Below are 25536 nucleotides of genomic sequence, written 5' to 3'. Positions count from 1 at the left end.
TTATAGTATATAGAAACATATCTATACAGTCAATTAATAGTATTTATTGTATAAATTAACAATATATTATAATTCTAAGTAATTAATTTAGTACATACTTTAAAAATTTATACATAAATTATCTTTTCTATAACTTTTCTATAACTTTTCTATAAATATAATTATTAGTATCATAAAAGAGTATATAAAATGAAATTACCTATTTATATACTCTTTTATTGTTCATATTTACTTTTATTATAATTCAAATAGTTTTTTAACTAAAGGTATTTTTTTCATAGTTAATGTTATACTTAAACATACTAACACTATAAAAGTTGCAAATACTATATTCATAATTAAGTTAGAATTAAAAGGTATTTGCATATAAATTGGTTTGAAATAAGCTCCTACCATACCTTGTAATAAGTATATTCCAAGAGTATTAGTTCCTATTAATTTAATAATATTGCCTACTTTGGCTAATCTTTCTTCATATCTAAAAGAAAGTATAAATATCACAACACATATAAAAAAAGTCATAACTGTGTCATATCCATTCCATACAGTGTCATAAAGGTAACTATTACGTATAGTCATAATATAACCATATAAAAATAATATTAGCAAACTTATCAGCAGTATAAATATAAGCTTACTATTACTTAATTTAAACTTTTTTTCTTCAATAGCCTTAACTATCAAACCTCCACTAATAAAATATATTAATGAATATGCTCTAAATCCCTTAAATGGATTAAATGGATCTGTCAATAAATTTATAAAATTTCTATTTAAATTTTCTTTTCCTACAAAATATTGGATAACATTTATCCCCATATTAATAAGTACAACTCCAAAGGTAAAAAAGCCAACAATTATTAATGTATATTTAAGTAATGTCTTATCTTCTTGGTCATATATCAACTTAACCACAGGGAAAATTATATATAGACAAATTAAAGTTTGTAAAAACCATAAAGAGTCAATCCTTTCTCTTCTCCAATCTAAAAGAGCATATATAAATCCTTTTATTGTATAATTATCACCTTTTATAGTTGCATATATTAACAATTGAATTGATCCCCATAAGAAGATTAATATTACTAATGTTGTTAACTTTTTTAAATGTTTTTTTAAGTCAAAATCTCTATTCAATGTTAATGCACCATTAACCATAAAAAATAATGGAACGCAAACACTTCCTATTCCATATACATAATAATTAATATGAGCATTTATAGATTTATCTACCGCAAGATTACGACTTATAGTAGTAAAATGATAGAAGCATACTAAAAAAATAGCTATTATCTTTATAAAATCTAAGCTATAATATCTTTTTTTATTTATCATTTATTCACTCCTGTATTTAATTTCAAGCAAATTTTAGAATTTTAAATAAAAGCTGTCTTATACGCCAACGTTTAGTATATTAAAATAACATTTTTTTGTCAAGCAATTAAACTTAACCTTCTGGAAAAAATCATCTCTTATATATAAAAATGGATTTATCATAAATTAATTAACTAATAAGAATTTTTTCTTTATAAAAAAACACCTCAAAGTTAAACAACTAACTTTGAGGTGTTTTTATATTATAATACAGCTCTTGCTGTAAAATAGTTTTTCGCATAATATCCAGAACTTATACTATCTATTCTAACATTCTGACCTGGCTTAGGAGAATGTATCATTTTCGAATTTCCTATATATATACCAACATGATTTATAGTCTTTCCATTTGATGCAAAGAATACTAAATCACCTGGCTTTAAGTTAGCTTTACTAACATATCTTCCAACAGTACCTTGAGATTTAGATGTTCTAGGTAATTTTACACCTGCTGCATTTTTGTATACATATGATGTTAATCCTGAACAATCAAAGCTACTTGGGCCTTCTGCACCCCATACATATGGCTTTCCTAATTGCTTATGAGCTAAATCTACTATTTTCTTAGCTTTATTATTATTTGTTACTTGATTATTTTGATTGTTGTTTTGGTTATTATTTGATTCTTGTGTTTTTACATAAGATCCACTTACCCAACCTACTTGGCCGTTTGAAGTTTTTACTTTGTACCAACCATTACTGTGTTTTTCTTGTATATAAACACTATTTCCTGAGTATACCTTTGTTATAATCGAATTTGATGCTCCTGGTCCTGTTCTTACATTTAATGAACCACAGTTATATACCACTCCATTTTTATTTATAGCTTGAGTAGGTTGGCTGCTAGCTACACTACTACCTTGGTTATTATTTGATGCTAATCTTATATAAGCACCACTAACCCAACCTATTTGACCATTTGGAGTCTTTATTTTATACCATCCATTGCTATTTTTCTCTTGTATCTCAACAGTGTTTCCTGAGTATACCTTTGTTATAATAGAATTTGATGTTCCTGGTCCTTTTCTTACATTTAATGAACCACAGTTGTATACTGTTCCTTTTTGTATAGTACTTTTTATATATGATTGGCTTGATGCTGTATCAGCATAAGCTTCTTGATTATTAGCAGTTATAAGTAAGCTACCTGAAAGTATCATCATACTTGTAGCCTTTGTTATTAAATTTCTCTTCTCTTTTCTTATCCCCATAATTCACCCCTCATTATTTTTTATAAATTAATTGTATCACTATTTTACATTTTTTTCAAATAAACGGTAACAATTTTGTTACTTTTTTATAATACATTTACTTCTTCTGGATTTTTATATGTTGATACTAGCTCTTTCATAGCCTCTTCTAATCCATCTTCATCTTCTTCTTTAACTAAATGATAAAGCTTGTCCAATCCTTCAAATAGCTGCATTGTATCAAATTCTATTCTACTTCCTATGAATATTTTTTTATGTCTTGTATCACTTAATCCTTCTTCTTCTAGTAAAAGTTCTTCATATAACTTTTCACCTGGTCTTAATCCTGTAAACTTTATTTCAATATCTATATCTGGTTCTAATCCGCTAAGCTTTATTAAGTTTTTAGCAAGGTCTAATATTTTTACTTGTTCTCCCATATCAAGTACAAATATTTCTCCTCCTTTTGCCATACCACCTGCTTGTATAACAAGACCTACTGCTTCTTCTATTGTCATAAAGTATCTTATTATTTCTGGATGAGTTACAGTAACTGGTCCACCTTCTTCTATTTGTTTTTTGAATAATGGTATAACACTTCCATTACTTCCTAACACATTTCCAAATCTAACTGCAACAAACTCTGTATCACTTTTTTCATCTAGAGTTTGTATTATCATCTCGGCAGCTCTTTTTGTAGCCCCCATTATATTAGTTGGGTTTACTGCTTTATCTGTAGATATTAATAAGAATCTCTTAACATTATATTTACTAGCAAGCATAGCTACATTTAAAGTACCAAATATATTGTTTTTTATAGCTTCTCCTTTGCTAAATTCCATTAAAGGAACATGCTTATGTGCTGCTGCATGAAATACTACATTTGGTCTATACTTTTCAAATATTTTTTCCATTCTTTTTTCTTCTCTTACAGATGCCACTATTGCTTTTACTTTTAAAGTGTCTCCATAAGCTCTTAGTAGCTCTTGTTGGATATTGTATAGGTTATTTTCGTATATATCTACTATTATAAGTTCTTTAGGTCTTAAACGAGATATTTGTCTACAAAGCTCTGAACCTATTGAACCGCCCCCTCCTGTAACTAATACAGTACTATCTTGTATATATTGACCCATTATCTTAAAATCTACTTCTATAGGTGTTCTTCCTAGTAAATCCGTTATATCTACATCTCTAACTTGCTTTATATCAACTTTTCCATCTATTATCTCATAAATCCCCGGTATTGTTTTTATTTTACATTCTGTATTTTTACAGATGTTCATTATTTCTTTTTTCTCTTTTTTTGATATATTTGCTATTGAAAATATAATTTCTTCTATATTGTATTCTTCTATAACTTTATCTATATCATCCCTTGTTCCAACTATTTCTATATTATTAATCTTTTTGCCTATTTTAGATAAATCATCATCTATTATTGCTATAGCCTTTTTGTTTAATTGTGGATTTCTTTCTAGTTCATGTATTACCATCTCACCAGCACATCCTCCACCAATAATTAAGACTCTTGATATATTATCTTTTGATAAATTCATACTGCTCAAATAAATCCCCTCCATACTACAAATTTTGCAAAGAAATTACAAAATAAGGCTTAGCCCCCTATAAACAGCGTTTATTTAAGACTAAGCCACTAACTATGCTTATTATATCATTAATAATAAAAAATGTATAATTTATTTAGATTTATTTAATATATTCTCATATATCTTAGCTATATCTCCAAAGTTTAGATTTATTTCATAGTTATTTTTAACAAATTTGCGGCCTTCTTTTCCCATTTTTATTCTTAAATCTTCATCATTCATAAACTTTATTATAGCTTCTTTTATTTGTGTAGGGCTTTTAGGCTCAACTATAAATCCTGTTTTATTGTTGTCTAATGATTCAGGGTGTCCCCCTACATTAGTAACTATTACAGGAACTTCACAAGCTTGAGATTCTATAGCTGCAACTCCAAATCCTTCTCTTAATGATGGGAATACTGTAACATCAAAAGATGAGAAAGTCTTAGCAATATTATCAGGTGCTATTCTCCCTAAAAATTCAACACTGTCTTCTAACTTTAATTCTTTAGTTAAATTTCTTAGGTTTTCTTCATTTTTTCCTGAACCACCTATTTTTAATGCTAGTTTTTTATTTGGATATTCATCTTTTAATTCTTTAAATGCTTTTATAAGATATTCTATTCCATACTTTTTCTCAAGGCTTTTTATTATTCCTATTGTAAATGTGTCATCTTTTTTAACATCTATAGGCTTAAATCTATCCATGTCTACACCAAAGAAAGTTACATCTACATGTTTGTTTGTATATTTATTTGCTTCCTTTGCCATATCTCTACTATTTGAAAATATATAATCACATTTTCTAAAATTATGCTTTATAATTTGCTTTTGTATTATTCCATTGTTAGGGAAATCATATATATCTGTTCCCCATACAGATATTATGTATGGATGATATCCTAAAAAACTTCCTATAAATCCATAGCTACTTGCATATTGTGCATGTAGTATATCTGGCTTTATCTCATGTACAAGCTTTTTAATTTCACCTATATACTTTATATAGCCTGATTTTTTTAATATACTTTCATTTCTTAATTCTTCTACATTAGCGCTAAAGTCATGTACCTTAACCCCATCTATTTTTCCACCATTTAAGGATATAACATGTATATTATATCCTCTTGTTTTAAAGTAATCACACCATTTAATAGTGTGTGGATTTGACCCATCTGCTAAGTAACATATAGTTTTCATATTATTTACCTTTCTTGATTTATACTAATATTAAAATATCTCTACTTAACGACCTATAGAGTAGTATTCTATACCTAAGCTTTTCATATCTTCCATTTTGTAGCAATTTCTTCCATCAAGTATTAAAGGTTTATTCATTTTTTCTTTGTATTTAGATATATCATAATTTAGAATATCTTTCCATTCAGTCATTATGAAACAAACATCTGCTTCTTCTATTGCTTCATCTATACTTGTAGAATAAGATATATTATCTTTAAATATCTTCTTAGCATTTTCTATACCAACAGGGTCATAAGCTGTTATCTTGGCACCTCTTTCTAATAAATATTCAATATTTACTATAGATGGTGCTTCTCTTAAATCATCTGTTCCTGGCTTAAATGTAAGACCTAATACAGCTACCTTTAGATTTTCAAAGTTATCAATTAACTCTGCTGATTTTTTTACTAATCTAAGTTTTTGAGCTTCATTTACTTCTATTGCAGCTTTAACAGTTTTTAGCTCATATCCATTATGAGTAGACAGCCAGTGAAGCGCTTTTGTATCTTTTGGAAAACAAGAACCACCATATCCTATACCAGCTTTTAAGAATTTATCTCCTATTCTTTCATCTAGGCTCATTCCTTTAGCTACATCTTCTATGTTTGCTCCTACTATTTCACAAAGGTTTGCTATATCATTCATAAAAGATATTTTAAGCGCTAAAAAGTCATTAGATGCATATTTTATCATTTCTGCACTATTTCTATTAGTGACTACTATTGGTTGATTAAATGGACTATATACACTTTCTAATATGTCTTTAGCCCAGTCACTTTCTACACCTATTACTATTCTAGATGCATGTAAAGTATCTCTTACAGCAGTTCCTTGTGCTAAAAACTCAGGATTTGATGCTACTTCTACTTTTACATTATTTTTTAAGTTATTTTTTATAAACTTTTCTATTTTTTCATTAGTCCCTATTGGAACTGTAGATTTTATAACTACTAAAGTGTCTTTTTTTATTGAGTTTGCAATTTGTTTAGATACCTTCTTTATATAATCTAAATTTGCAGAGCCATCTCTTCTTTCTGGAGTTCCAACTGCTATCATTATTACATCGGCATCTTTATATGCTTCTTTGTAGTTAGTAGTATAATCTATTTTTCCTTCTTTATAATTTTTCTTCATTAAACCTTCTAAGTCTTTTTCATATATTGGTGCTATACCTGACTTCATAAGATTTACCTTTTTTTCATCAACATCAACACATACTACATTTTCATGTCCTACTTCAGCTAGACATACTCCTGTCACTAAACCAACATATCCTGTTCCAGCTATTGCAATTTTCATGACTTTCTCCTCCAAAATGTATATAAAATTTCCTTCACTTAAATTTGTTTAAGGGAGGAAAATTTCAAATTTCTTTATAAATATAATTTGTGTATATTTTATAATCTTTTCCTAATTGCATTAATTACATAAAAACAAAATACATAAGAACTTTTAAGTACACTTAATTTTTCTACGTTTCTATAAGTATTCCATGTTCTTTTAAGTGCTTTTATTTTATTACTTGATAAAGAATCTCCCACTAGCCTATAGTTTACTAAATCTTTTTCTATACCATAAGCATAATCTTGTGTTTTAAGTATTTGTAACCAAGTTGCCGTATCTTGACCTCTTCTTACTAATGGCATACTAAACGCTCCAACTATTTCTTTATCTATAACTACAGTTGAACATCCTATTATTGTATTTTTTAATAGTCCTTTGTAGTTTATTTTTTTAGGTGCCTTTGCAACCTTTTTTGTTAATCTCCCGTCTTCTTTCATATATCTATATGATGTAAATGTAAACCCTAATTTATTTTCTAGCATATATTCTATTTGTATTTTTAACTTTTCTGGTTGCCATATATCATCACTATCTACAAATGCAATAAATCTTCCTTTTGCATTTTTTATTCCTGTATTTCTCGATACAGATGCTCCTGAGTTTTTCTCAAGCTTTATATATCTTATTCTGTCATCATTAGCTTGAAATTCTTTTATCATATCAGAAGATTTATCTTTTGAACAATCATCAACTAATACAAGTTCCCAATTCTTATATGTTTGGTTTTGTATCGATTTTATTGTATCACCTAGAAATCTTTCTGCATTATATACAGGAGTTATTATCGATACTAATGGTTCGTTCATATTTTATACTCTCCTTATCTAGTAGCAATCTTATTTGCTATTAATAAGTTACTCCTTTACAAATTTTCTTTGCTTTAAATATTTGTAATAACCTAAAGGGAAGCATAGTATATACATTATTTTATCCCCTATTTTATTTATTTCTTTAAAATACTTGCTATCTGATAATAATGAATATCTAGCTAAGTTTATATAATTCTTAATCCACATGTATGGAAAATCTTTTATTGGATAAGTATTTTGATTTGTTAAATATAAATACTCTAAAGCTCTTCCTTTTAAGGCGCTTTTTTTAAGGATATTTTTAGTTAATCCATCTTCTAAATATTCTCTTATTATCATGTGTTTGTTTATACATGTTACCTTATAATATTTAGAAATTTCATACCATACAACACTTTCTGGCAGGAATTTAATTCCTTCTCTTTCAGGAAATGGATACTTCTTTAATATATCAGTTACAAATACTATAGTTTTATCTCCCTTTACTCCAAATTTATAATATAACTGAGCAAAATGACTTATTTTATGCTCTTTTGGAATCTCAGTACCTAGAGTTTGTCCGTCTTCTTTTCTAGCGCAAAGACCTACTACACCACAAAACTCTTCCTTGTTATCTAACTTTTCCCATTCTTTTTCTACTAATTCCATAGAATCAGGCATTAATCCATCATCACTATCTACTATAAAGAAAAACTCTCCGTTAGCTTCTCTTACCCCTGTATTTATAGCTGTATGCTTTCCACCATTTTCTTTCTTTATATATCTTATATTTAATATTCCTTCATTTTTAAATTCTTCAACTAATTCTTTAGTGTTGTCTGTACTACCATCATCTACTATTAGCCATTCGAAGTCTTTATATGTTTGCTTTTTTAAGTCTTCATAAAGGTTAGCTAATATATACCCTCTATTATAAGTTGGTGTAAAAATAGTAAATTTATATTTATACATTTATCTTATGTCCTTCCTAACTTTTTTTTATCCCATTTATTCCGTAGTTTATAAAGTAGTATATAGATTTATGTAGTGGTATTTTTTCTATATTTCTGTATATGTTCCAAGTCCACATTGCTGATTTTACTTTATTTCCACTAAGAGATGTTGCTGATTTTCTGTATTGTGCTAAAACTTCATCTATTCCGTAAGCTAAATATCCTTTTTTAAGTATAGATAACCATAGTACATAATCTTCATGTTTAGCACCACTCATTTTTATCTTAAAGTCTAATTTTGATCTGTCTATTACAACTGTCAAACAACCTAGTATATTTCCTTTTAGTAGGGTTTTGTAATCTACACTTTTTGGTACTCTAACAACCTTATCTAGTTTTTTATTTTCTTCATTTATAAGTTCGTAAGATGTAAAAGATATTACACAATTATTTTTCTTCATAAATGATATTTGCTTTTCTAATTTATTTTTTTCCCATATGTCATCACTATCTAAAAATGCTATAAATTGTCCTTGCATTTGACTTAATCCTATATTTCTTGCATTAGAAACTCCTTGGTTAGTTTCTACTCTTATATATTTTATTCTTGAGTCTTTTTCCATATATTGTTTTACAATCTCTGGACCATTGTCAGTCGAACAATCATCTATTATTAGCATTTCCCAATAATCATAAGTTTGATTTAAAACAGATTCTATTGTATATTTTATAAACTTTCCTGAATTGTACATGGGAGTAATTATAGATACTAAACTTTTTTTCATATCGTCTTCCTCATACTTTTATATTATTTGTTTAATTTCTTTATTATACAGTTATAAATTCTTTCACAATTTTGATTATCATTATATGCAAAGAATTTATTTCTAGCATCTTCTTGGTCTTTTTTAACTTCAAAATTGCTTTCTATTAATTTTATTAATTCATCAACTGCTTGGTCCTTATTGTATGCTAGGTATCCAAACATTTCATTATCTAGATCTATATATGAATCTACCTCTTTTTTATACTTATCTACGTCAAATTGGTAGAAAAGTATCGGTCTATTCATATATAAAAAGTCCATCGCCACTCCAGAATAATCTGTTATATTAGCTATTGAAGATGTTATTTCATCTGCTACTGTTACATCTTTATCTAAAAATACTATTCTTTTACCTGTTATATTGGATTTTACATCATCTATAAATTCGTGCATTAAATGGTGCATATAAAACTTAATATTTACATTTTTTTCATCAAGCACATTGTTTAATCTTTCATCATTTAAAAACATCATTATATTTTTAAAATATTCTGTGTCAGTAAATTTACCTTCACCAAATTTTATCCAATCTCTCCAAGTTGGCATATACAATATGTCTTTACTTTTAGCTTCTTTATTTAGTGGAAGGTTGTCCTGTCTTGCGCTACCTAAAACACAAACAGCTTCATCATCCATCATCCACTCATTTACCATTATGTTTCTTTCAAAATCAGATATTGCTGTTGCCATATTGTAGCTTTTCATTAATTCATCTATTAATTTTTTAAGCTTTGCATTCATAGGCTTTCTCTTTTTAAAGCTTATAGCTCCATGATTTAAAAACACTTTAAATGTTTTTTTGTGGAATCTATTTAGCACAGGTACTGCAAAGTTATATGGTGCTATATCTGCTGATGGTGCATGCGAGAATATTATTGCTTGTGCATTGTAATAATATAAATAATTTTCTACGCTTCCTTTTATAAGCTTTTTGCCTGGTATTTTATTCTTTACCTTACTACTTTCATCTATCACCCAATAAATATCTATTTCTTTATGATTTTTTAGTATATATTCATATAAAAACTTTGAGTTATCATCATATATATCACCTGCATGTCCACCAATTAACCAAATATTTTTTCCTTTGAAATTAGATTTTTTAAATGGGTATATTGCTGCAGCCACAACCATGTTCATTAGTATCTTTATTTTGTTCATAAATTTACCTCATCGTATTTTTACAATTTGTATTGTCTAAATCCTTCTATTCTGCCCTTTATAGTAGCATCATGATAGTCTCTATCTTTATTTAATATGATACCACCAATATTTCTTATTATTTTATATCCCATTACTTTTATAAATTTATAGTTTTTTCTATAAACTATTTCCTTTTTACAAAGTGCTCCAAATCCTCTACCATAGTTAAAGTCTCTTTGGTATTTTTCCTTAGATTTAGAATGCTTTTTTGCTGGGTGGAATATTATCTTCTCACCAAAATATCTTCCTTTATATCCTTTGTTCATTAGATCTAGTACATAGTCTATTTCTTCTCCTGAACCAAATATCCCACCTACACCTAGCTTTTCATCAAATTTAGTATACTTATCATTTTTAAAGTTTATGAAAAATGTTATAGATGTTAATGTATCCATTATATTAGTAGTTGTTATTTCACACTCACCATCATACATCTTTTTAAAATAATCAACTTTATTAAAGTCCATAGTTTTGCAACTAAATAATCTATAGTCTTCGTTTTCTTTGAAAAAGTTTACTACTGTTTCTAAAGTGTCATCTTCATAGGCACAGTCATCATCTGGAAATCCTATTACTTGACCCTTAGCCATATCAATACCTATATTTCTATTTAAGCTTAATCCTGGCTTATCACTTTTTACGTATTTTATATCCATGTCATTAACATAGTTATCTATTATTTCTTTAACTTTATCATTTTTATTTTGGTCTATTACTATCAATTCAAAATTTTTATAAGTTTGTCTTTTTAAACTATCCATTAATAAATATATTTCATCATATCTATTTAAAGTTGGCATTATTAATGATACTAGCATATTAAATTCTCCTATCTCCTTATTTTGTCAAATATAAATCTAAATTTGTCTTCTAATATAAGTTCCTTTACTAAAAGCACTATCCCAAAACTAAATGCTGAGTTTACAAGCATATTTTCTGTAAATCCATACATTAAGAATATAAATACTACTACTAAGTACTCTTTTTTAGATTTTTTTATAAAACTGTCTATACCATGATATAATAAAAACATTAAAAATGCACATCCTATAACTCCAAGTGTACATAATATATACACATATGAACTATCTAGAGCATTTAATGCTATGGTAGTTTTGCTATATTTATTACCAAATAAACTTAAGAAATTACCTTGTTGATGTAAATATACATTCCAAAGTTTTGGTCTACTTGATAATAATTTATTTAATAAAACATTGTCTGTAAGTATAGTACCTATTGCTACACTTATAATAGTTAATAAAATTGGAGTAACCTTAAAAAGATTTGATAATATCTTATTGTTTTGTATATCAATTCTTTTCATTATCTCAACAAATATTAGCCCTCCTAATAATGAGTAGCATCCTGTTCTACTATAAGTTATAGAGTATATAAAAAGTATAGAACCAAACATAATTATTCTATCAATATTATTATAATTTTTAAATCTTAAAAATATATATGCCACGTATATTGGAACCATAAATAAGTATAAGAAGTTAGGATTTCCAAGACCAAAATCTAATCTAGGTATGAATATATTTAAAAACTTTATATATTTATAGTGAACTTCACTATTAGTTTGTAGCCATGGAAATGCATTAAATACAATAAGAGTAATTATCAATAATATAGTCGATATAATTAAATAATTCTTAGCTATATATTTATCACATATTTTCTTTCCAGCTATTGCTAGAAGCACTAGCACCAATATAGCTCCTTCTCCATTAAATACATATATTACTGATGATATTAGCACTAAGATTATTTCTGTTATATTTTTCTTAAAATCCATAAAAAACATAAGCCCTAGTATAGCCATAGAACCATAAAATAAAAGTGAACCTAATGGACCTGTATTTACTACTCTATTTGCAAATGTCATTATATATTTTCTAGATATTATAGCTATTAAAGCTAAAGTAAATAATATCTCCTTTATATGAAATTTCTCTAATCTTTCAAGCATAATTATCTTCTCCTTTTAATACTTAGTAAAGTATTACTTGCAAATATTTTTGCACACTTAACAAGTTTGTCTACTCCTTTTAAGTGTTTACTCTCTAAGAAGTAACTTCTTTTCTTAGCCCAACTTTTTCCCCACCAATGTATACTATAAGTATTTTCTGTTATACAGTCATAATAAAAATCTTCTTTATAACTAAATGGATAGAAAAATTCTTCATTGTATACTGCTATATTATCACTAAATTTATTTCTATCTATTTTTTCATATTTATTCTCTAATATGTAAGTTATTATTCTAGGAATTGTATAAAAATCTACATTCATAATATCTTCTTCATAGAAATCAAGCAATTCTTTTAAGAACTTGTGTCCTTTTGTAGAACCTATTATTGCTCCATTTATATATTTTTCGCACTCATACCCAAGTAATATATCACTCTTTTCAAGTAAAGGCGTTATATCTTTTAATACTTGCATATCAGTATCCATATAAAGACCTCCTTGTTCATAAAGAGCCTTTATTCTTAAATAATCTGATATAAAAGCCCATAATTTCTTTTCATAACATATTTCTAAGAATTTTTTCCCTTTTATGGCTTTTTCTATATCAACATTATGCTCATTCCATTCTACTATTTCATAGTCTGGCATTTTTTCTCTCCAAGAATTTATACATATATTCTCTATGTTTCCTTTAGGTCCACCTATCCAAACATAATGGATTTTCTTTGGTATCAATTCTATCACTCCTTTTATACACTTAAAATGTTAGAGATTAATCCCTAACATTTTAAGTTTTTATTTTATTAAATTATATCGATTCCACTAATGTGCTTATAGCATTCATTATATCTTCAATTTTCTTATCTGATTTTTTATGGCTATCTGAATTTACTCCAACATAGAACTTAATTTTAGGCTCTGTTCCTGATGGTCTTACTGCTATCCATGTTTTATCTTCTAATATAAACTTAAGTACATCAGCTTTTGGTAAATCATCTATACCTTCTTTGTAATCTAGAATTTTGTCTATCTTTATATTAGCTATTTCTTTTATATTGCTAGTTCTGAAATAGTTTATTATTTCTTTAATCTTCTCTATACCTTCTATGCCTTTTAAAGTTAGGGATTTTAAAGCTTCTTTATAGTATCCAAACTTTTCGTATGTATCTATTAAAGCTTCATATAAACTCATTTCCTTTGACTTATAATAAGCTGCCATTTCACATATCATAAGAGACGCTACAACCGCATCTTTATCTCTTGCATGAGTTCCTATTAAGTATCCATAACTTTCTTCATATCCCATTATGAACGTCTTTTCATTAGTTTGTTCAAATTCACTCATTTTTTCTCCTATGAATTTGAATCCTGTTAATGTATTTAAACAATCAACATTGTAATGCTTAGCTATTTCTGCTCCAAGTTCTGATGTTACTATTGTTTTTATTATTGTTGGATTAGATGGTAATTTGTTTTTATCAACTAAACTTTCAATTATATACCTAACTAATAATGAACCTGTTTGGTTACCATTTAATACAAAATACTCTCCATTGGTATCTTTAACTACTACACCAACTCTATCGCAGTCTGGGTCTGTCCCAAGTATTAAATCAGCACCATCTTTTTTAGCCATTTCTATTGCTATATTAAATACTGATTTTTCTTCTGGATTTGGATATGTTACTGTAGAGAAATTAGAATCTGGCTTTTCTTGTTCCTTTACTACTTTAACATTTTCAAAACCAACTTCTTTTAAAGCTCTTCTTACTGGTTTGTTTCCTGTACCGTGTATTGGTGTAAATATTACTTTTAAATCTTTTCCATATTCATTTATTATGTCTTGTCTTAAAACTTGCTTTTTAACTGCATCTATAAAAGCAGTATCTACATCACCATTTAGTTCTACTATTAATTTTTCATTTACAGCTTTATCAAAATCCATAGCTTTTATAGTGCTATAATCTTCTATTTTATTAACTTCAGCTATTATATCATTTGCCATATCTATACAAACTTGTCCACCATCTGGACCATACACCTTATAACCGTTGTATTCTTTTGGATTGTGGCTAGCTGTTATTACTATTCCAATTGAACAGTTTAAATATCTTACTGCAAAAGAAAGTTCTGGAGTCGGTCTTAACTCATCAAATATATATGTTTTTATATTACAAGCTGCTAAAGTTTTAGCTGCTTCTAATGTAAATTCTCTAGACATAAATCTACTATCATGAGCTATTACTACTCCTTTTTTAGCACCTTCTTCTCCCATATTTTTTAGTATATAATTAGCAACTCCTAGAGTAGCTCTTCTTATTGTATATATGTTTATTCTATTTGTACCAGCACCTATTATACCTCTTAGTCCACCAGTTCCAAATTCCAAGTTTTTATAAAATCTTTCTTGTATTTCTTTTTCATCATTTTCTATTGCTCTTAACTCATTTTTTGTTTCTTCATCAAAGTAAGAACAATTTATCCAGTTTTTATATGCTAATTTGTAGTCCATAATACTGACCTCTCTTTATGTCCATCTTCTTATATGTTATTTACGACTACCTTTTATCTTTTTATAGTCTTCTTTATTATATCAAATACTAATTTAACTTCATCTACTTTAAATAGTACTATTAATGCTGCATAAACTATTGCTCCTATTAAAACAGATAAGGCAACTGCTATTATTTCTTCTATTTTACTAGTTCCTATAAATGCATATAGGTACTTATATGAGACTATAGTTATTCCACCCATAATTATAGAAGCTATTAAGCTCTTTATACCTGTTTTTGCTATCTTATCTCCTCCAAAATATCCTTGCTTTTTCTTTAGAGATCTAAATAAAAGTAGTACTGTTACTATGGATGCAATACTTGTTGATAGTGCTAGTCCTGCGTATCCTAAGAACTTTATAAGTATAAAGTTAAGTACTATATTTATTAGTAAGGCTATACTACCATTTATCATTGGTGTTTTCGTATCCGCTAAAGAATAAAATGCTCTTATAAGTACATCTCTAATTGCTACTGCTATTAATCCTAATGAATATAATTTTAGTGCAATAGAAGTCATATGTGTTGATGTTGCATCAAATGCTCCTCTTTGGAAAAGTATCCTTACTATTGGTTCTGCAAGTACTATTGCTCCAACTGATATTGGAAGTACAATTAATGTTATACAATTTGAAGTTTTTACAATAGTGCTTACAAAACCTTCTTTATTATTTCCATTAGATAATCTAGAAAGTTTTGGGTATATAACAGTTATAATTGAGGCAACAAATAACGCCATTACAAAGTCATTTAATCTTGATGCAAAGTTTAAAGCAGATAATGGTCCGTCTCCTAATGTAGTAGCTAATGCTCTATCTACTGCTATGTTTAATTGACCTATTGCAACTCCTATAAGCATAGGTAATACTAATGCAGATAGTTCTTTTATATTTTCTTCTTTTAAATTGAAATATGGTTTATACCTATATGAACTTTTAAATGCAAAAGGTATTTGGAATATCATTTGACTTGCCATTGCTAATAGTGCACCTATTGCTAAGAATTTAAAATCAGTAAATGTACTTACTACTATTGCTAATATAATTATAAGATTATAAGGTATACCTATTAACGCTGGTACTGTAAACTTATCATTAGCTTGTAAATATGAGCTAAGTAATTTACTAGCACTTAAGAAAATAACTCCTGGCATCATTATTCTAGTAAATTTGACTGCTGTATCAAATTTTGCACCAGTAAATCCACCTGCAAGTACATCTATAAACTCTTTTGTAAATAATAATCCTAATATGGCTATTATAATTGCGATTACACAACAAATATTTAACATATTATTGGTAAACTTTAGAGCTTCTTCTTCACCATGTTTTTCTTTGGTTGAAATATATACTGGTATATACATAGTTGCAATAGCCGATCCTATTACTGCTATTATAAGACCTGGTATATTTAGTGTTACTAAAAATACATCAGTATGTGCACTCGTACCATAGAAATTAGCTAGTACAATCTCTCTAAAAAATCCTAATATTTTAGAAAGCATAGTACCTATCATAATCCATAAAGTTGCCTTAGCTGTTTTTGACATTTTTAAATCTCCTTACTTGTATATATACTAGGCTTTAACTCCTCTTATAAGAATTGCTATCATAGCTAAAATTATTATATAAACTCTTATAAACGATTTATTTTTTAATGTATCGATAATACTATAAGGTTCTACTGCTTCTCCAACCTCTATTACTTTATCTACATTTTTTTTAATAAATTCTTCTTGAGGGTATGTAAAGTTATCGTTACAAACTAATATAGGTATATCTTCCTTTGCTGCCACTACTGGTAATGATACATATTTACTTATATCTGCACGGTTCCCATAATCAATATTAACTGTATAAATCGTATCTAAATTTTTATTATTTTCTTTTATAGTATCTATGTTGGTTTCATATCTACTCATTTCTTTTATTATTTTAACATTGTTCATTTCATTTTTACTTGCATAAGTAAATCTAGCTGAATTTCCAACTGCATAAACATTATCATATTCTTGCTCTTCAACAAAATCTGAAGTATCTCTAAAAGAGTTATCATCTGCCCAAATTATTGGAGCATTCTTTTTACAAGCAAAATTAGATATTGCTATGGCATTTTCAAGACCTGCAGTATTGCTTATAACTACAACATTTGATATATCTTTTTCTTTTCCCATTTCTTCAGCTATACTTTGAGAGGTTTCATATCTGTTTTCTCCATGAATTCTATTAATATTTATTCCCATATCATGTAATTGTTTTTCAGCAGATTTTGAAACATTTTTAACGCCTCCGATTATAGTTACGTCTTTAACTTCTAATTCTTTAATATAATTAAGTATATCATTACTAATTTTTTTTCCATCTACAGCTATAATAGGCGCATCTTTTAAGTATGCTAATGGAGTTGCACTTATAGCATCTACTCCTGCGTTTTCATTTATAATTATTGCTTCATCAGCTTTTTTAAAATAACTTTTATTAAGCTCCATAGATATTTGCTTGTTATCTCCATTTATAAGTGTCTTTTTATAATTAGAGTCTGCATATACATCTATATATGTAGTAGCAAACATAAAGCCTACCAATAAAGTTAGAATTTTTTTCTTTATCATGTTAACCTCCTATCTTTTTTATAATTTAAAAAAAGCTCTTTAAAAAAGAGCTTTTTAGGTTAATAATCTAAGTTTTAAATTATCTAGCTCCATCACCTGTTAGTACGACCTTAACAGTTTTAAGAAGTATTTTCATATCTAGTAGTATGCTTCTATTTCTTATATAGTATAAATCTTCTACCAACTTTTCTTCTGGAGTAATATCGTAACCACCATTTACTTGAGCCCATCCTGTAAGACCAGGTTTTATCGCTAATCTATTTATAAATCCAGGAATGTATTCATTAAACTCAATAGTAAAAGACGGTCTTTCAGGTCTTGGACCTATTATACTCATATCACCTTTAAGTATGTTAAATAGTTGAGGTATTTCATCAATTCTAGTTTTTCTGATGAAACGTCCAACTTTAGTGATTCTTGGGTCATCTTTTTCCGCCCACTTAGCACCAAATTTTTCAGCATCAGTTCTCATAGATCTTAATTTATATATATAAAATCTCTTACCACCTTTGCCCATTCTTTCTTGCTTATAAGTCATTGGCCCTTTATCTTCTAACTTTATAAGGATACCAAATATGATCATTATAGGCACACCTACTAGTAATCCAATTAAAGATAGTACTATATCTAAACTTCTTTGATATACGCTAAATAATACTGAACCTTTAACTAAGCTGTAATCGATATCGTTGAATAATTGCTCTTTTTCACTATTATAAGTAGTTACATTCATTTCATTTCCCTCACTAGTATAATCATCCATATATTATGCCTCCATATATTGTTATTTTGCATAAAATATAATTCGACTCATTTTTATATTATACTCAATATTTTGTAGTTAATCAATAAAATAAATGCTTATTAGTTCAAATTATTCTTGATATTTCAATACTTTTGCTTATTTTCTTAAATTTTTCGACTAAATTTTTACTTTAAAGTTTGTTCTATTCCTTTACCTATTTGAACACCTAAAGTCTTTCTTTTTTCTAATGTATTTAATTTAGATAAATCACTAGAGTTATCTAAGAATGCACTTTCAACTATTACAGCTGGTGCATCAGTTCTTCTTATTACAGAATAGTAATCTTGACCACTATCAGTTGTTCTAGTTTTTACTCCTCTGTTTTTAAAGTCAAACTTGCTTAGTATACTATTTAATATATTAGTAGCTAGTGTTTTACTAGTTCCACCATTTCTGTCTTTATATTTGTAGTAAACTTCTGAACCACTTGCTTGTCCATTAAAAGAGTTAAAATGAACACTTACAAATAAATCTGCACCCATTGCATTTGATATGCTAGATCTTTCTGCTAGAGTTATATATTTATCAGTATCTCTTGTTAGAACTACATTAACATTTTTTGATCTTAGGTATTCTGTTGTTGATAATGATGTATCTAACGTATAATCTTTTTCTAAATTACTAGTTCCTGGGTCAGATCCACCGTGACCTGGGTCAACAACTACAGTTTTACTACCAGCATTATGAGGTGATAATCTATAAGCTATATCATCTATAACGCTTTGTCTCATTCCATCACCTATTTGATAAACCATATCTGCATTTTTAGCATCTAAGTTTGCTTCATGGTATTTTGATAAATATGTTTGTGGAGTTATAAGTACTGGTGAACCTAATTTTACTCCAAGTGGTCCTGCTACTAATGCATCTGTAAGCTTATCAGATCTTGCTACTAACATAGCATTTAAATTTGCTTGTGGATAGAATTTTGATATAACTTTTGCGTTAGTTTCATTTCTATCTGCACCATATACTCTATTTTTATATACACTTTGTCCACTAGCTACATTAGTTATATCTGCTATTTGGTCTATAACCTTAGTATCTAATGTTTCTGGTCCACCTATAAAATAAGCATTTTTTAATCCTTCATTTTTTAACCAGTTATAAGTAGCAGTTGGAACTTTGTATTTTTCTGTTAATATTACTGGTTGCTTATCTTGACCTGCTTTTGTTGCTATAGATACAGCATCTATATCTCCTTTAAATCCTTCTGCTAAATAGACTGTTTGAACATCATATTGATTATCCATAGCTTGTGCTATTTTTAAAGATGTATCGTGTCTATCTACTCCACCAATACGACTAATTCTAGCATTGTTTATTCCTGCTAATTGATTTTGTACTGATGTTGTTATAGTATTTGTTCCACCTACTATTATTATTTCACTTGGATTTAAACGCTTTATTTCATTTTTTATAACATCTGGTATATTATTTTGGCCAACTGTTAATATTGGTGCATTGTGTACTGCAGCAAGTGGTGTTGCAGTTATACCATCAGCTACTTTATCTCCATTTATTACAACTAACTTGTTGCTTCCATTTTTCCATCCTTCTTGACTTATCTTAGCCGCTGTTTCAAAATTATCGCTTCCTACAAGCTTTTTAACAGGTGATGAAGTTCTTTGTATATAGTTTGCCATGCTAGGTAAATCTGATACTATATATTCTTGAGTTATTTTGTAATCGTCTAAGTTTAATCCCATTTCTTTTAATTTAGACTTATCTAAAGTTTGTGCATTTTCATCACTATTTACTACTATATTTTCAATTTGCCAAACATTTAAATATTCTGGGTCTATATTGAAATTTATAGTTCCCTCATAAGATTTAGTTTGTGGATTGTAATTTAATGTTGTACTTAAAGTTTGGTCATAACATAAATAATTTAAAGTTATGCTATTTGCTTTTAAGTCTTCTTTAAAAGATATGCTTATTTTTGAAGTGTCTCCATATATAACACTTCTTTTTTCTAAGTTTATATTTATATCTGAACTGTTAACATTAGTTTCGTTAGCAAAAGCCATTGTTGGCACAGCTAACATAGTTGCCATTATTCCTGTTGACAACATCTTTCTTCTCTTCTTCATTAATATTCCTCCAAATTTACTTAATTAATATTCTCTCCAAATTTTGTAAAGCAAAAATTCTCCAAATTTTACTCAATATGTAACATTATATCATAACAACGTTGAAATTTACAATTTTTTACACACTTTTACTAACTTATCAAACTTTCAAATTTGTTCAATTTTTTTTCTAATTTATCGTATATTTATAAATTTTATAATTATATTTTTATATTAATAAAAGTAGGATAATTAATAAATTAATTTATTTTCTCGATTTATTTAAGTAATTTATTTAATGATATTTTGTTACATTTTTGTAATTAACTAACATAAATATTTACTTATTCACTCGACTTTTAAAATAAGTTATAGTATAATTGTCTTAGGAAGAAAGAAATTTCTAACATCTCTTTTTTCCGTATTTCTCACATAAAAGAGGTCATAGACTTAGTCTATGACCTCTTTACTTTTATAATATAAAAATAAAATTCCCCTAATATATAAAAAATTATATCTTAGGGGAATTAGCAAATTAGTTAAATTTATATAAATATTTTACAGTTTCAATTCTTATTGTTCTATTTAAATCTTCAAACATTTCATAACCTTGAATAGTGTATTCTTTAACTGGGTCTTTTTGACCAATAGCCGAAAGCCCTATAACTTGTCTTAACTGATCCATTGTATCTATGTGATCTATCCAGTTAGTATCCACGACTTCTAATAATACTTTTCTTTCTAATTCTTTAAGCTTATCTGGCCCTATCATTATTTTCTTTAGGTCATACACTCTCTTAGATAAATCATAAGTGTAATCAATTGTTTCTTCAACTGTCATTTTGTCCATACCAGGTATTATTAAAGATTCTTTTGGCATAAAACTAGCATTTAGACTATTTAAGAATCCATAGTAATCCTTTTGATGTCTTAAATATCTTTGTGCAGTTTCTTCTATTATATCTTTTACCATATTTTGTATTGATTCGCTTAAATCATCTTTATCTAGGACTTTGTTTCTTTCAGAATATATTACTTTTCTTTGCTCATTTATAACATCATCGTATTTTATTACGTTTTTTCTTATTTCAAAGTTTTTACCTTCTATTCCTCTTTGAGCTCTTTCTACTGCTTTAGATAAGCTCTTTCCTTCTAATGAGCCATCTTTATTTGGAGTAATTTTTTTAGCTATTTTTTCTATACTTCTTCCACCGTATAGTTTTATAACTTCATCTTCTAAACTAACAAAGAATCTTGAAGTACCTGGGTCTCCTTGACGACCAGAACGTCCTCTTAGCTGATTATCTATTCTTCTTGTTTCATGTCTTTCTGTACCTATTACATAAAGACCTCCAAGTTCTTTAACCTTAACTTCTTCTTCTTTATCTTCTGCTCCTAAAGATATATCTGTACCACGACCTGCCATGTTTGTAGCTATTGTAACTGCATTTAATTTCCCTGCATTTTTAACTATCTCAGCTTCTTTTTCATGATTTTTAGCATTTAATACTTCATGCTTTATACCTTTTTTCTTAAGTAAAGAAGATAAATATTCTGATTTATCTATAGAAACAGTACCAACTAATACAGGTTGTCCAGTTTTATGTATTCTTTCTATTTCATTAACTACTGCATTATATTTGTCTTCTTCTGTCTTAAATACTAAATCATTTAAATCAGCTCTAAGAATTGGTTTGTTTGTAGGTATTGTAACAACATTCATATTGTATGTTGATTCAAACTCACCTTCTTCTGTTTTTGCAGTACCAGTCATACCTGAAAGTTTTTTATACATTCTAAAGAAGTTTTGGAATGTTACTGTTGCTAGTGTTTTTGATTCTCTTTTTATCTCAACACCTTCTTTAGCTTCTATAGCTTGGTGAAGTCCTTCTGAATATCTTCTTCCATCCATTATTCTTCCAGTAAACTCATCAACTATCATTATTTCATTATCTCTAACTACATAATCAACATCTTTATCCATTAACTTATGAGCTCTTAGTGCTTGGTTAATATGATGATATATTTCTATATTTTCTATGTTAGTTAAGTTTTCTATACCAAAGAATTTCTCAGCCTTAGTCATACCACTATCACTAAGTGATATAGTGTTATCTTTTTCTTCTATCTCATAATCTTCTTCTATTAAGGTCTTAACAAAAGCATTTGCTAATTCGTATAGCTTATTACTTTCATCTCCAGTACCAGATATTATAAGCGGTGTTCTAGCTTCATCTATAAGTATAGAATCCACCTCATCTATAATAGTAAAGTTTAATTCTCTTTGTACTTTTTCTTCATTATTAGTTACCATATTATCTCTTAGATAATCAAATCCATACTCATTGTTAGTACCATATGTTATATCACAATTATACTGTGCTTTTCTTTCAGATGGATCTTGGTTTGCAAGTATAACCCCTACACTCATACCTAAAAACTCATACACAGGTTGCATGATTTCTTTATCACGCTTAGCAAGATAATCATTTACAGTAATTACATGTACCCCTTTGCCTTCTAGAGCATTTAAATATACTGGTGCTACTGCAACTAATGTCTTACCTTCTCCTGTTCTCATCTCAGCTATTTTACCCTGGTGAAGAACTATACCACCTATTAGCTGAACTCTATATTGACGCATACCTAAAACTCTCTTTGATGCCTCGCGACATACTGCAAAAGCTTCTACTAATATATCATCTAATGTTTCGCCTAATTTTAACCTTTCCTTGAATTCTTTAGTTTTTCCCTTTAATTGTTCATCACTTAAGCCTATCATACTTTCTTCAAGGCTATCGATTTGATCTATAATTTTATTTAATGATTTTATTTCATTTTCATCAGCTTTACTGACTAATCTATCTAAAATTGACATATATTTTTACTGCCTCCCCTAATATTCAATAGAATTCGTCTAGTTACATACATTTTTATCACTAGTTTTTTTAATTTATAACCTTATTATACCATATATCCCAAAATTACTTAATATAAGTAAAAACTATTAATTACATACCTCATTTTATTTTTTAATAATTTTTATATTATATATTTTAGTTTTTATATAGACATATATGTTTAGGTGGTATATAATGTAAATACTTGAAAAATTTAAAACATCTCTTTTTTCAAGTATTTCTCACACTGAAAAGGAGCAGACAATGTCTGCTCCTTTTCGCTTTATATTGTTGTTTTATTAACTTTTTGTTATTTCCTTATTTTAATCAAATCTATATCCTCTTTTCTCTGAGGCTTTGCATAAAAATATCCTTGTATAAATATATTATCGTAGTCTATGTTTTTTATAATGTCTACTTGTTCTTTATCTTCAACACCTTCTAATACTATACTTTTGTTATATTGCTTGCATATCTTACTTAAAAACATTATAACCTCATGATTAAATTCGTTATTTTTAATCTCATCTATAAAATATTTATCTATTTTTACCATGTCAAAATTAAATTTGGATAATATATCTAGATTTGAATATTTAATGCCAAAATCATCTGAAGCTATTTTTATATTTTTAGTTTGTAAAAACTCCATACCTTTTTTTATTTCTTTTAAATTCTCTGATTCTATATTTTCAACAACTTCAAATACAATCTTTTTACTCTCAAAACTCTCATCCATTTCAATTATAAAATTGACTGTTTGTAAGAATTTTTTGCTTTTTATCTCATTAAAAGATATGTTCATAGAAATATAGAACTTTTCATCCTTTAGATTTGTGTTTAATTTAAACCACTCATAATCTCTTAATATGGTTTTAAACACCCATATTGATAACTCCTCAGTCATATTACTATTTTCAATATCATTTATAAATAAATGTGGTGGTACTATTTTGCCTTCAGGATTTATATATCTAATTAAAGCTTCAAATCCTACAATTTTATCATTTTTAGGATTAACTATTGGTTGATAATAAACTGTATATCTATCTTTTATTAAGTCATCTTTTATTTTTTTTCTTAGATTATTTTTCTTTTTAGCTGGTATTATATATTTTATTAATATAAATAATATAAATATTGAGGATATTATATATAATAAAACTTCTTTCTTTGCAATTTTATTGTGAAAGTATTTAAAATATATCTTTTCTAATTCCTCTTTCTCTTCTTTAGTATAATTGTCTATAGTGTTATCAATTTTATCTATAATCCATCTATTATCCTTTGATGCTGCTATATATACAGGACCTGATAAAAACTGCTGAATTTCGTTGTATCTATCAAGTTTATTTTCGTCTGATGGGGAAATTGTTGCCACTACAGATTTGTCATCTAACTTTTGTAATGCTTCTTTATAATCATTTACCCATATAGGTATAGGATTTATATTATATGATTGTAAACAATCTAATAACCATTGTGATCCATATTCTTCTTTTATAAAAGCAACCTTTTTTTTGTCTAGATATTTTATATCTTCAGGTTCAGAATCTTTATAAGTGTAAATTGATATTCTCTCTACTCCAATATAATTTTTAGAATAAATAAACTTATCTTTTCTTTCCTTTGTATACTGAAGGTCCATCATAATGTCTATTTTACCTTCTTCTAAATCTTTGATTAATGAAGATACCTTTCCTTTTACATATTCAACCTTTATCTTTTTATTACTAGTACTATTTTTATTAACATCATGAATAATCTTATCTAAAATATCTTTATAATACCCTTTAACTTCTCCATCTTTAATATAAAAATATGGTTCATAATTATATACCCCTAACTTTATGGTTATATCTTTTTCATTGGCATATAAAATACTGCAATTTAATGCAACTATTACAAGTAATATATTTACTATTAAGATTTTATAAAACTTATTTTTTATCACATTCAGTTCTCCCCTCTAAGTTTCAAATACTACTTTATAATTAAGTTCCTTGCATTTTTAAATTTAATACTATTTCCTATTTTAAATTTTTAGTTAAATAACATTTTATTAATCTCAATTCAAAATTATTCTATCATTCAAATATTTTTATTT

At 27.3% G+C, this 25536-nt stretch carries 19 protein-coding genes; all 19 read right to left on the bottom strand.

The genetic code is table 11. The annotated features are described in order from the left end of the window. Positions 1–237: 237 nt before the first annotated feature. Positions 238–1335 (bottom strand): acyltransferase, encoded by a 1098-nt coding sequence (locus I4U66_RS03285; protein ID WP_195928485.1) that lies wholly within the window; start codon positions 1333–1335, stop codon positions 238–240. Between the two features lie 242 nt (positions 1336–1577). Then, positions 1578–2585: a C40 family peptidase gene (locus I4U66_RS03280; protein ID WP_195928484.1), complete on the bottom strand. Its 1008-nt coding sequence runs from the start codon at positions 2583–2585 to the stop codon at positions 1578–1580. 86 nt (positions 2586–2671) lie between these two features. Continuing rightward, entirely contained in the window at positions 2672–4123 is a 1452-nt protein-coding gene (locus I4U66_RS03275; RefSeq protein WP_243278788.1) for a polysaccharide biosynthesis protein, read from the bottom strand. A gap of 141 nt (positions 4124–4264) precedes the next feature. Then, entirely contained in the window at positions 4265–5353 is a 1089-nt protein-coding gene (locus tag I4U66_RS03270; RefSeq protein ID WP_195928482.1) for a glycosyltransferase family 4 protein, read from the bottom strand. A gap of 45 nt (positions 5354–5398) precedes the next feature. After that, positions 5399–6694, bottom strand: a complete 1296-nt coding sequence (locus I4U66_RS03265) for a UDP-glucose dehydrogenase family protein (protein ID WP_166505939.1) — start codon at positions 6692–6694, stop codon at positions 5399–5401. A 98-nt stretch (positions 6695–6792) separates the two neighbouring features. Next, positions 6793–7545, bottom strand: a complete 753-nt coding sequence (locus I4U66_RS03260; protein ID WP_195928481.1) for a glycosyltransferase family 2 protein — start codon at positions 7543–7545, stop codon at positions 6793–6795. Positions 7546–7593: 48 nt separating this feature from the next. Further along, positions 7594–8499, bottom strand: coding sequence for a glycosyltransferase family 2 protein (locus tag I4U66_RS03255; RefSeq protein WP_092923957.1), 906 nt, complete (start codon positions 8497–8499; stop codon positions 7594–7596). 16 nt (positions 8500–8515) lie between these two features. Next, complete coding sequence (locus I4U66_RS03250; protein WP_092923954.1) at positions 8516–9265, bottom strand: glycosyltransferase family 2 protein; 750 nt, start codon at positions 9263–9265, stop codon at positions 8516–8518. A 23-nt stretch (positions 9266–9288) separates the two neighbouring features. Then, complete coding sequence (locus tag I4U66_RS03245; RefSeq protein ID WP_092923951.1) at positions 9289–10467, bottom strand: CDP-glycerol glycerophosphotransferase family protein; 1179 nt, start codon at positions 10465–10467, stop codon at positions 9289–9291. Positions 10468–10487: 20 nt separating this feature from the next. After that, the gene (locus I4U66_RS03240) at positions 10488–11327 is read right to left on the bottom strand and encodes a glycosyltransferase family 2 protein (protein ID WP_092923948.1); all 840 of its coding nucleotides are present in this window, start codon (positions 11325–11327) and stop codon (positions 10488–10490) included. 11 nt (positions 11328–11338) lie between these two features. Further along, positions 11339–12484 carry a polysaccharide polymerase gene (locus tag I4U66_RS03235; protein ID WP_092923945.1) on the bottom strand — a complete coding sequence of 382 codons (1146 nt, stop codon included), beginning with the start codon at positions 12482–12484 and terminating at the stop codon, positions 11339–11341. Between the two features lie 2 nt (positions 12485–12486). Next, the gene (locus tag I4U66_RS03230; protein ID WP_242871295.1) at positions 12487–13230 is read right to left on the bottom strand and encodes a glycosyltransferase; all 744 of its coding nucleotides are present in this window, start codon (positions 13228–13230) and stop codon (positions 12487–12489) included. Between the two features lie 64 nt (positions 13231–13294). Further along, entirely contained in the window at positions 13295–14998 is a 1704-nt protein-coding gene (locus I4U66_RS03225; protein WP_195928480.1) for a phospho-sugar mutase, read from the bottom strand. Positions 14999–15051: 53 nt separating this feature from the next. Next, entirely contained in the window at positions 15052–16590 is a 1539-nt protein-coding gene (gene murJ / locus I4U66_RS03220) for a murein biosynthesis integral membrane protein MurJ (protein ID WP_195237165.1), read from the bottom strand. Positions 16591–16617: 27 nt separating this feature from the next. Beyond that, positions 16618–17652, bottom strand: coding sequence for a cell wall-binding repeat-containing protein (locus I4U66_RS03215; protein WP_195928479.1), 1035 nt, complete (start codon positions 17650–17652; stop codon positions 16618–16620). A gap of 79 nt (positions 17653–17731) precedes the next feature. After that, positions 17732–18385 carry a sugar transferase gene (locus tag I4U66_RS03210; RefSeq protein WP_408638361.1) on the bottom strand — a complete coding sequence of 218 codons (654 nt, stop codon included), beginning with the start codon at positions 18383–18385 and terminating at the stop codon, positions 17732–17734. Between the two features lie 197 nt (positions 18386–18582). Next, the gene (locus tag I4U66_RS03205) at positions 18583–20550 is read right to left on the bottom strand and encodes an N-acetylmuramoyl-L-alanine amidase (RefSeq protein WP_195928478.1); all 1968 of its coding nucleotides are present in this window, start codon (positions 20548–20550) and stop codon (positions 18583–18585) included. 514 nt (positions 20551–21064) lie between these two features. After that, the gene (gene secA / locus I4U66_RS03200; protein ID WP_195928477.1) at positions 21065–23407 is read right to left on the bottom strand and encodes a preprotein translocase subunit SecA; all 2343 of its coding nucleotides are present in this window, start codon (positions 23405–23407) and stop codon (positions 21065–21067) included. A 332-nt stretch (positions 23408–23739) separates the two neighbouring features. Then, on the bottom strand, positions 23740–25383 hold the full coding sequence (locus I4U66_RS03195) for an EAL domain-containing protein (protein ID WP_195928476.1): 1644 nt from the start codon (positions 25381–25383) through the stop codon (positions 23740–23742). Between the last annotated feature and the right edge of the window lie 153 nt (positions 25384–25536).

Source organism: Romboutsia sp. D33t1_170424_H2, assembly GCF_015669105.1.
Taxonomy (GTDB): Bacteria; Bacillota; Clostridia; order Peptostreptococcales; family Peptostreptococcaceae; genus Romboutsia_C; species Romboutsia_C hominis.
The sequence above is the reverse complement of the archived record's forward strand: the minus strand, read 5'-3'. Positions and strand labels throughout refer to the sequence as shown.

Bases quoted from the DNA above. Each gene is read 5' to 3' on its own strand.
- I4U66_RS03285 (WP_195928485.1), bottom strand. From the start codon at position 1,335: ATGATAAATAAAAAAAGATATTATAGCTTAGATTTTATAAAGATAATA.
- I4U66_RS03280 (WP_195928484.1), bottom strand. From the start codon at position 2,585: ATGGGGATAAGAAAAGAGAAGAGAAATTTAATAACAAAGGCTACAAGT.
- I4U66_RS03275 (WP_243278788.1), bottom strand. From the start codon at position 4,123: ATGAATTTATCAAAAGATAATATATCAAGAGTCTTAATTATTGGTGGA.
- I4U66_RS03270 (WP_195928482.1), bottom strand. From the start codon at position 5,353: ATGAAAACTATATGTTACTTAGCAGATGGGTCAAATCCACACACTATT.
- I4U66_RS03265 (WP_166505939.1), bottom strand. From the start codon at position 6,694: ATGAAAATTGCAATAGCTGGAACAGGATATGTTGGTTTAGTGACAGGA.
- I4U66_RS03260 (WP_195928481.1), bottom strand. From the start codon at position 7,545: ATGAACGAACCATTAGTATCGATAATAACTCCTGTATATAATGCAGAA.
- I4U66_RS03255 (WP_092923957.1), bottom strand. From the start codon at position 8,499: ATGTATAAATATAAATTTACTATTTTTACACCAACTTATAATAGAGGG.
- I4U66_RS03250 (WP_092923954.1), bottom strand. From the start codon at position 9,265: ATGAAAAAAAGTTTAGTATCTATAATTACTCCCATGTACAATTCAGGA.
- I4U66_RS03245 (WP_092923951.1), bottom strand. From the start codon at position 10,467: ATGAACAAAATAAAGATACTAATGAACATGGTTGTGGCTGCAGCAATA.
- I4U66_RS03240 (WP_092923948.1), bottom strand. From the start codon at position 11,327: ATGCTAGTATCATTAATAATGCCAACTTTAAATAGATATGATGAAATA.
- I4U66_RS03235 (WP_092923945.1), bottom strand. From the start codon at position 12,484: ATGCTTGAAAGATTAGAGAAATTTCATATAAAGGAGATATTATTTACT.
- I4U66_RS03225 (WP_195928480.1), bottom strand. From the start codon at position 14,998: ATGGACTACAAATTAGCATATAAAAACTGGATAAATTGTTCTTACTTT.
- murJ (WP_195237165.1), bottom strand. From the start codon at position 16,590: ATGTCAAAAACAGCTAAGGCAACTTTATGGATTATGATAGGTACTATG.
- I4U66_RS03215 (WP_195928479.1), bottom strand. From the start codon at position 17,652: ATGATAAAGAAAAAAATTCTAACTTTATTGGTAGGCTTTATGTTTGCT.
- I4U66_RS03210 (WP_408638361.1), bottom strand. From the start codon at position 18,385: ATGAATGTAACTACTTATAATAGTGAAAAAGAGCAATTATTCAACGAT.
- I4U66_RS03205 (WP_195928478.1), bottom strand. From the start codon at position 20,550: ATGAAGAAGAGAAGAAAGATGTTGTCAACAGGAATAATGGCAACTATG.
- secA (WP_195928477.1), bottom strand. From the start codon at position 23,407: ATGTCAATTTTAGATAGATTAGTCAGTAAAGCTGATGAAAATGAAATA.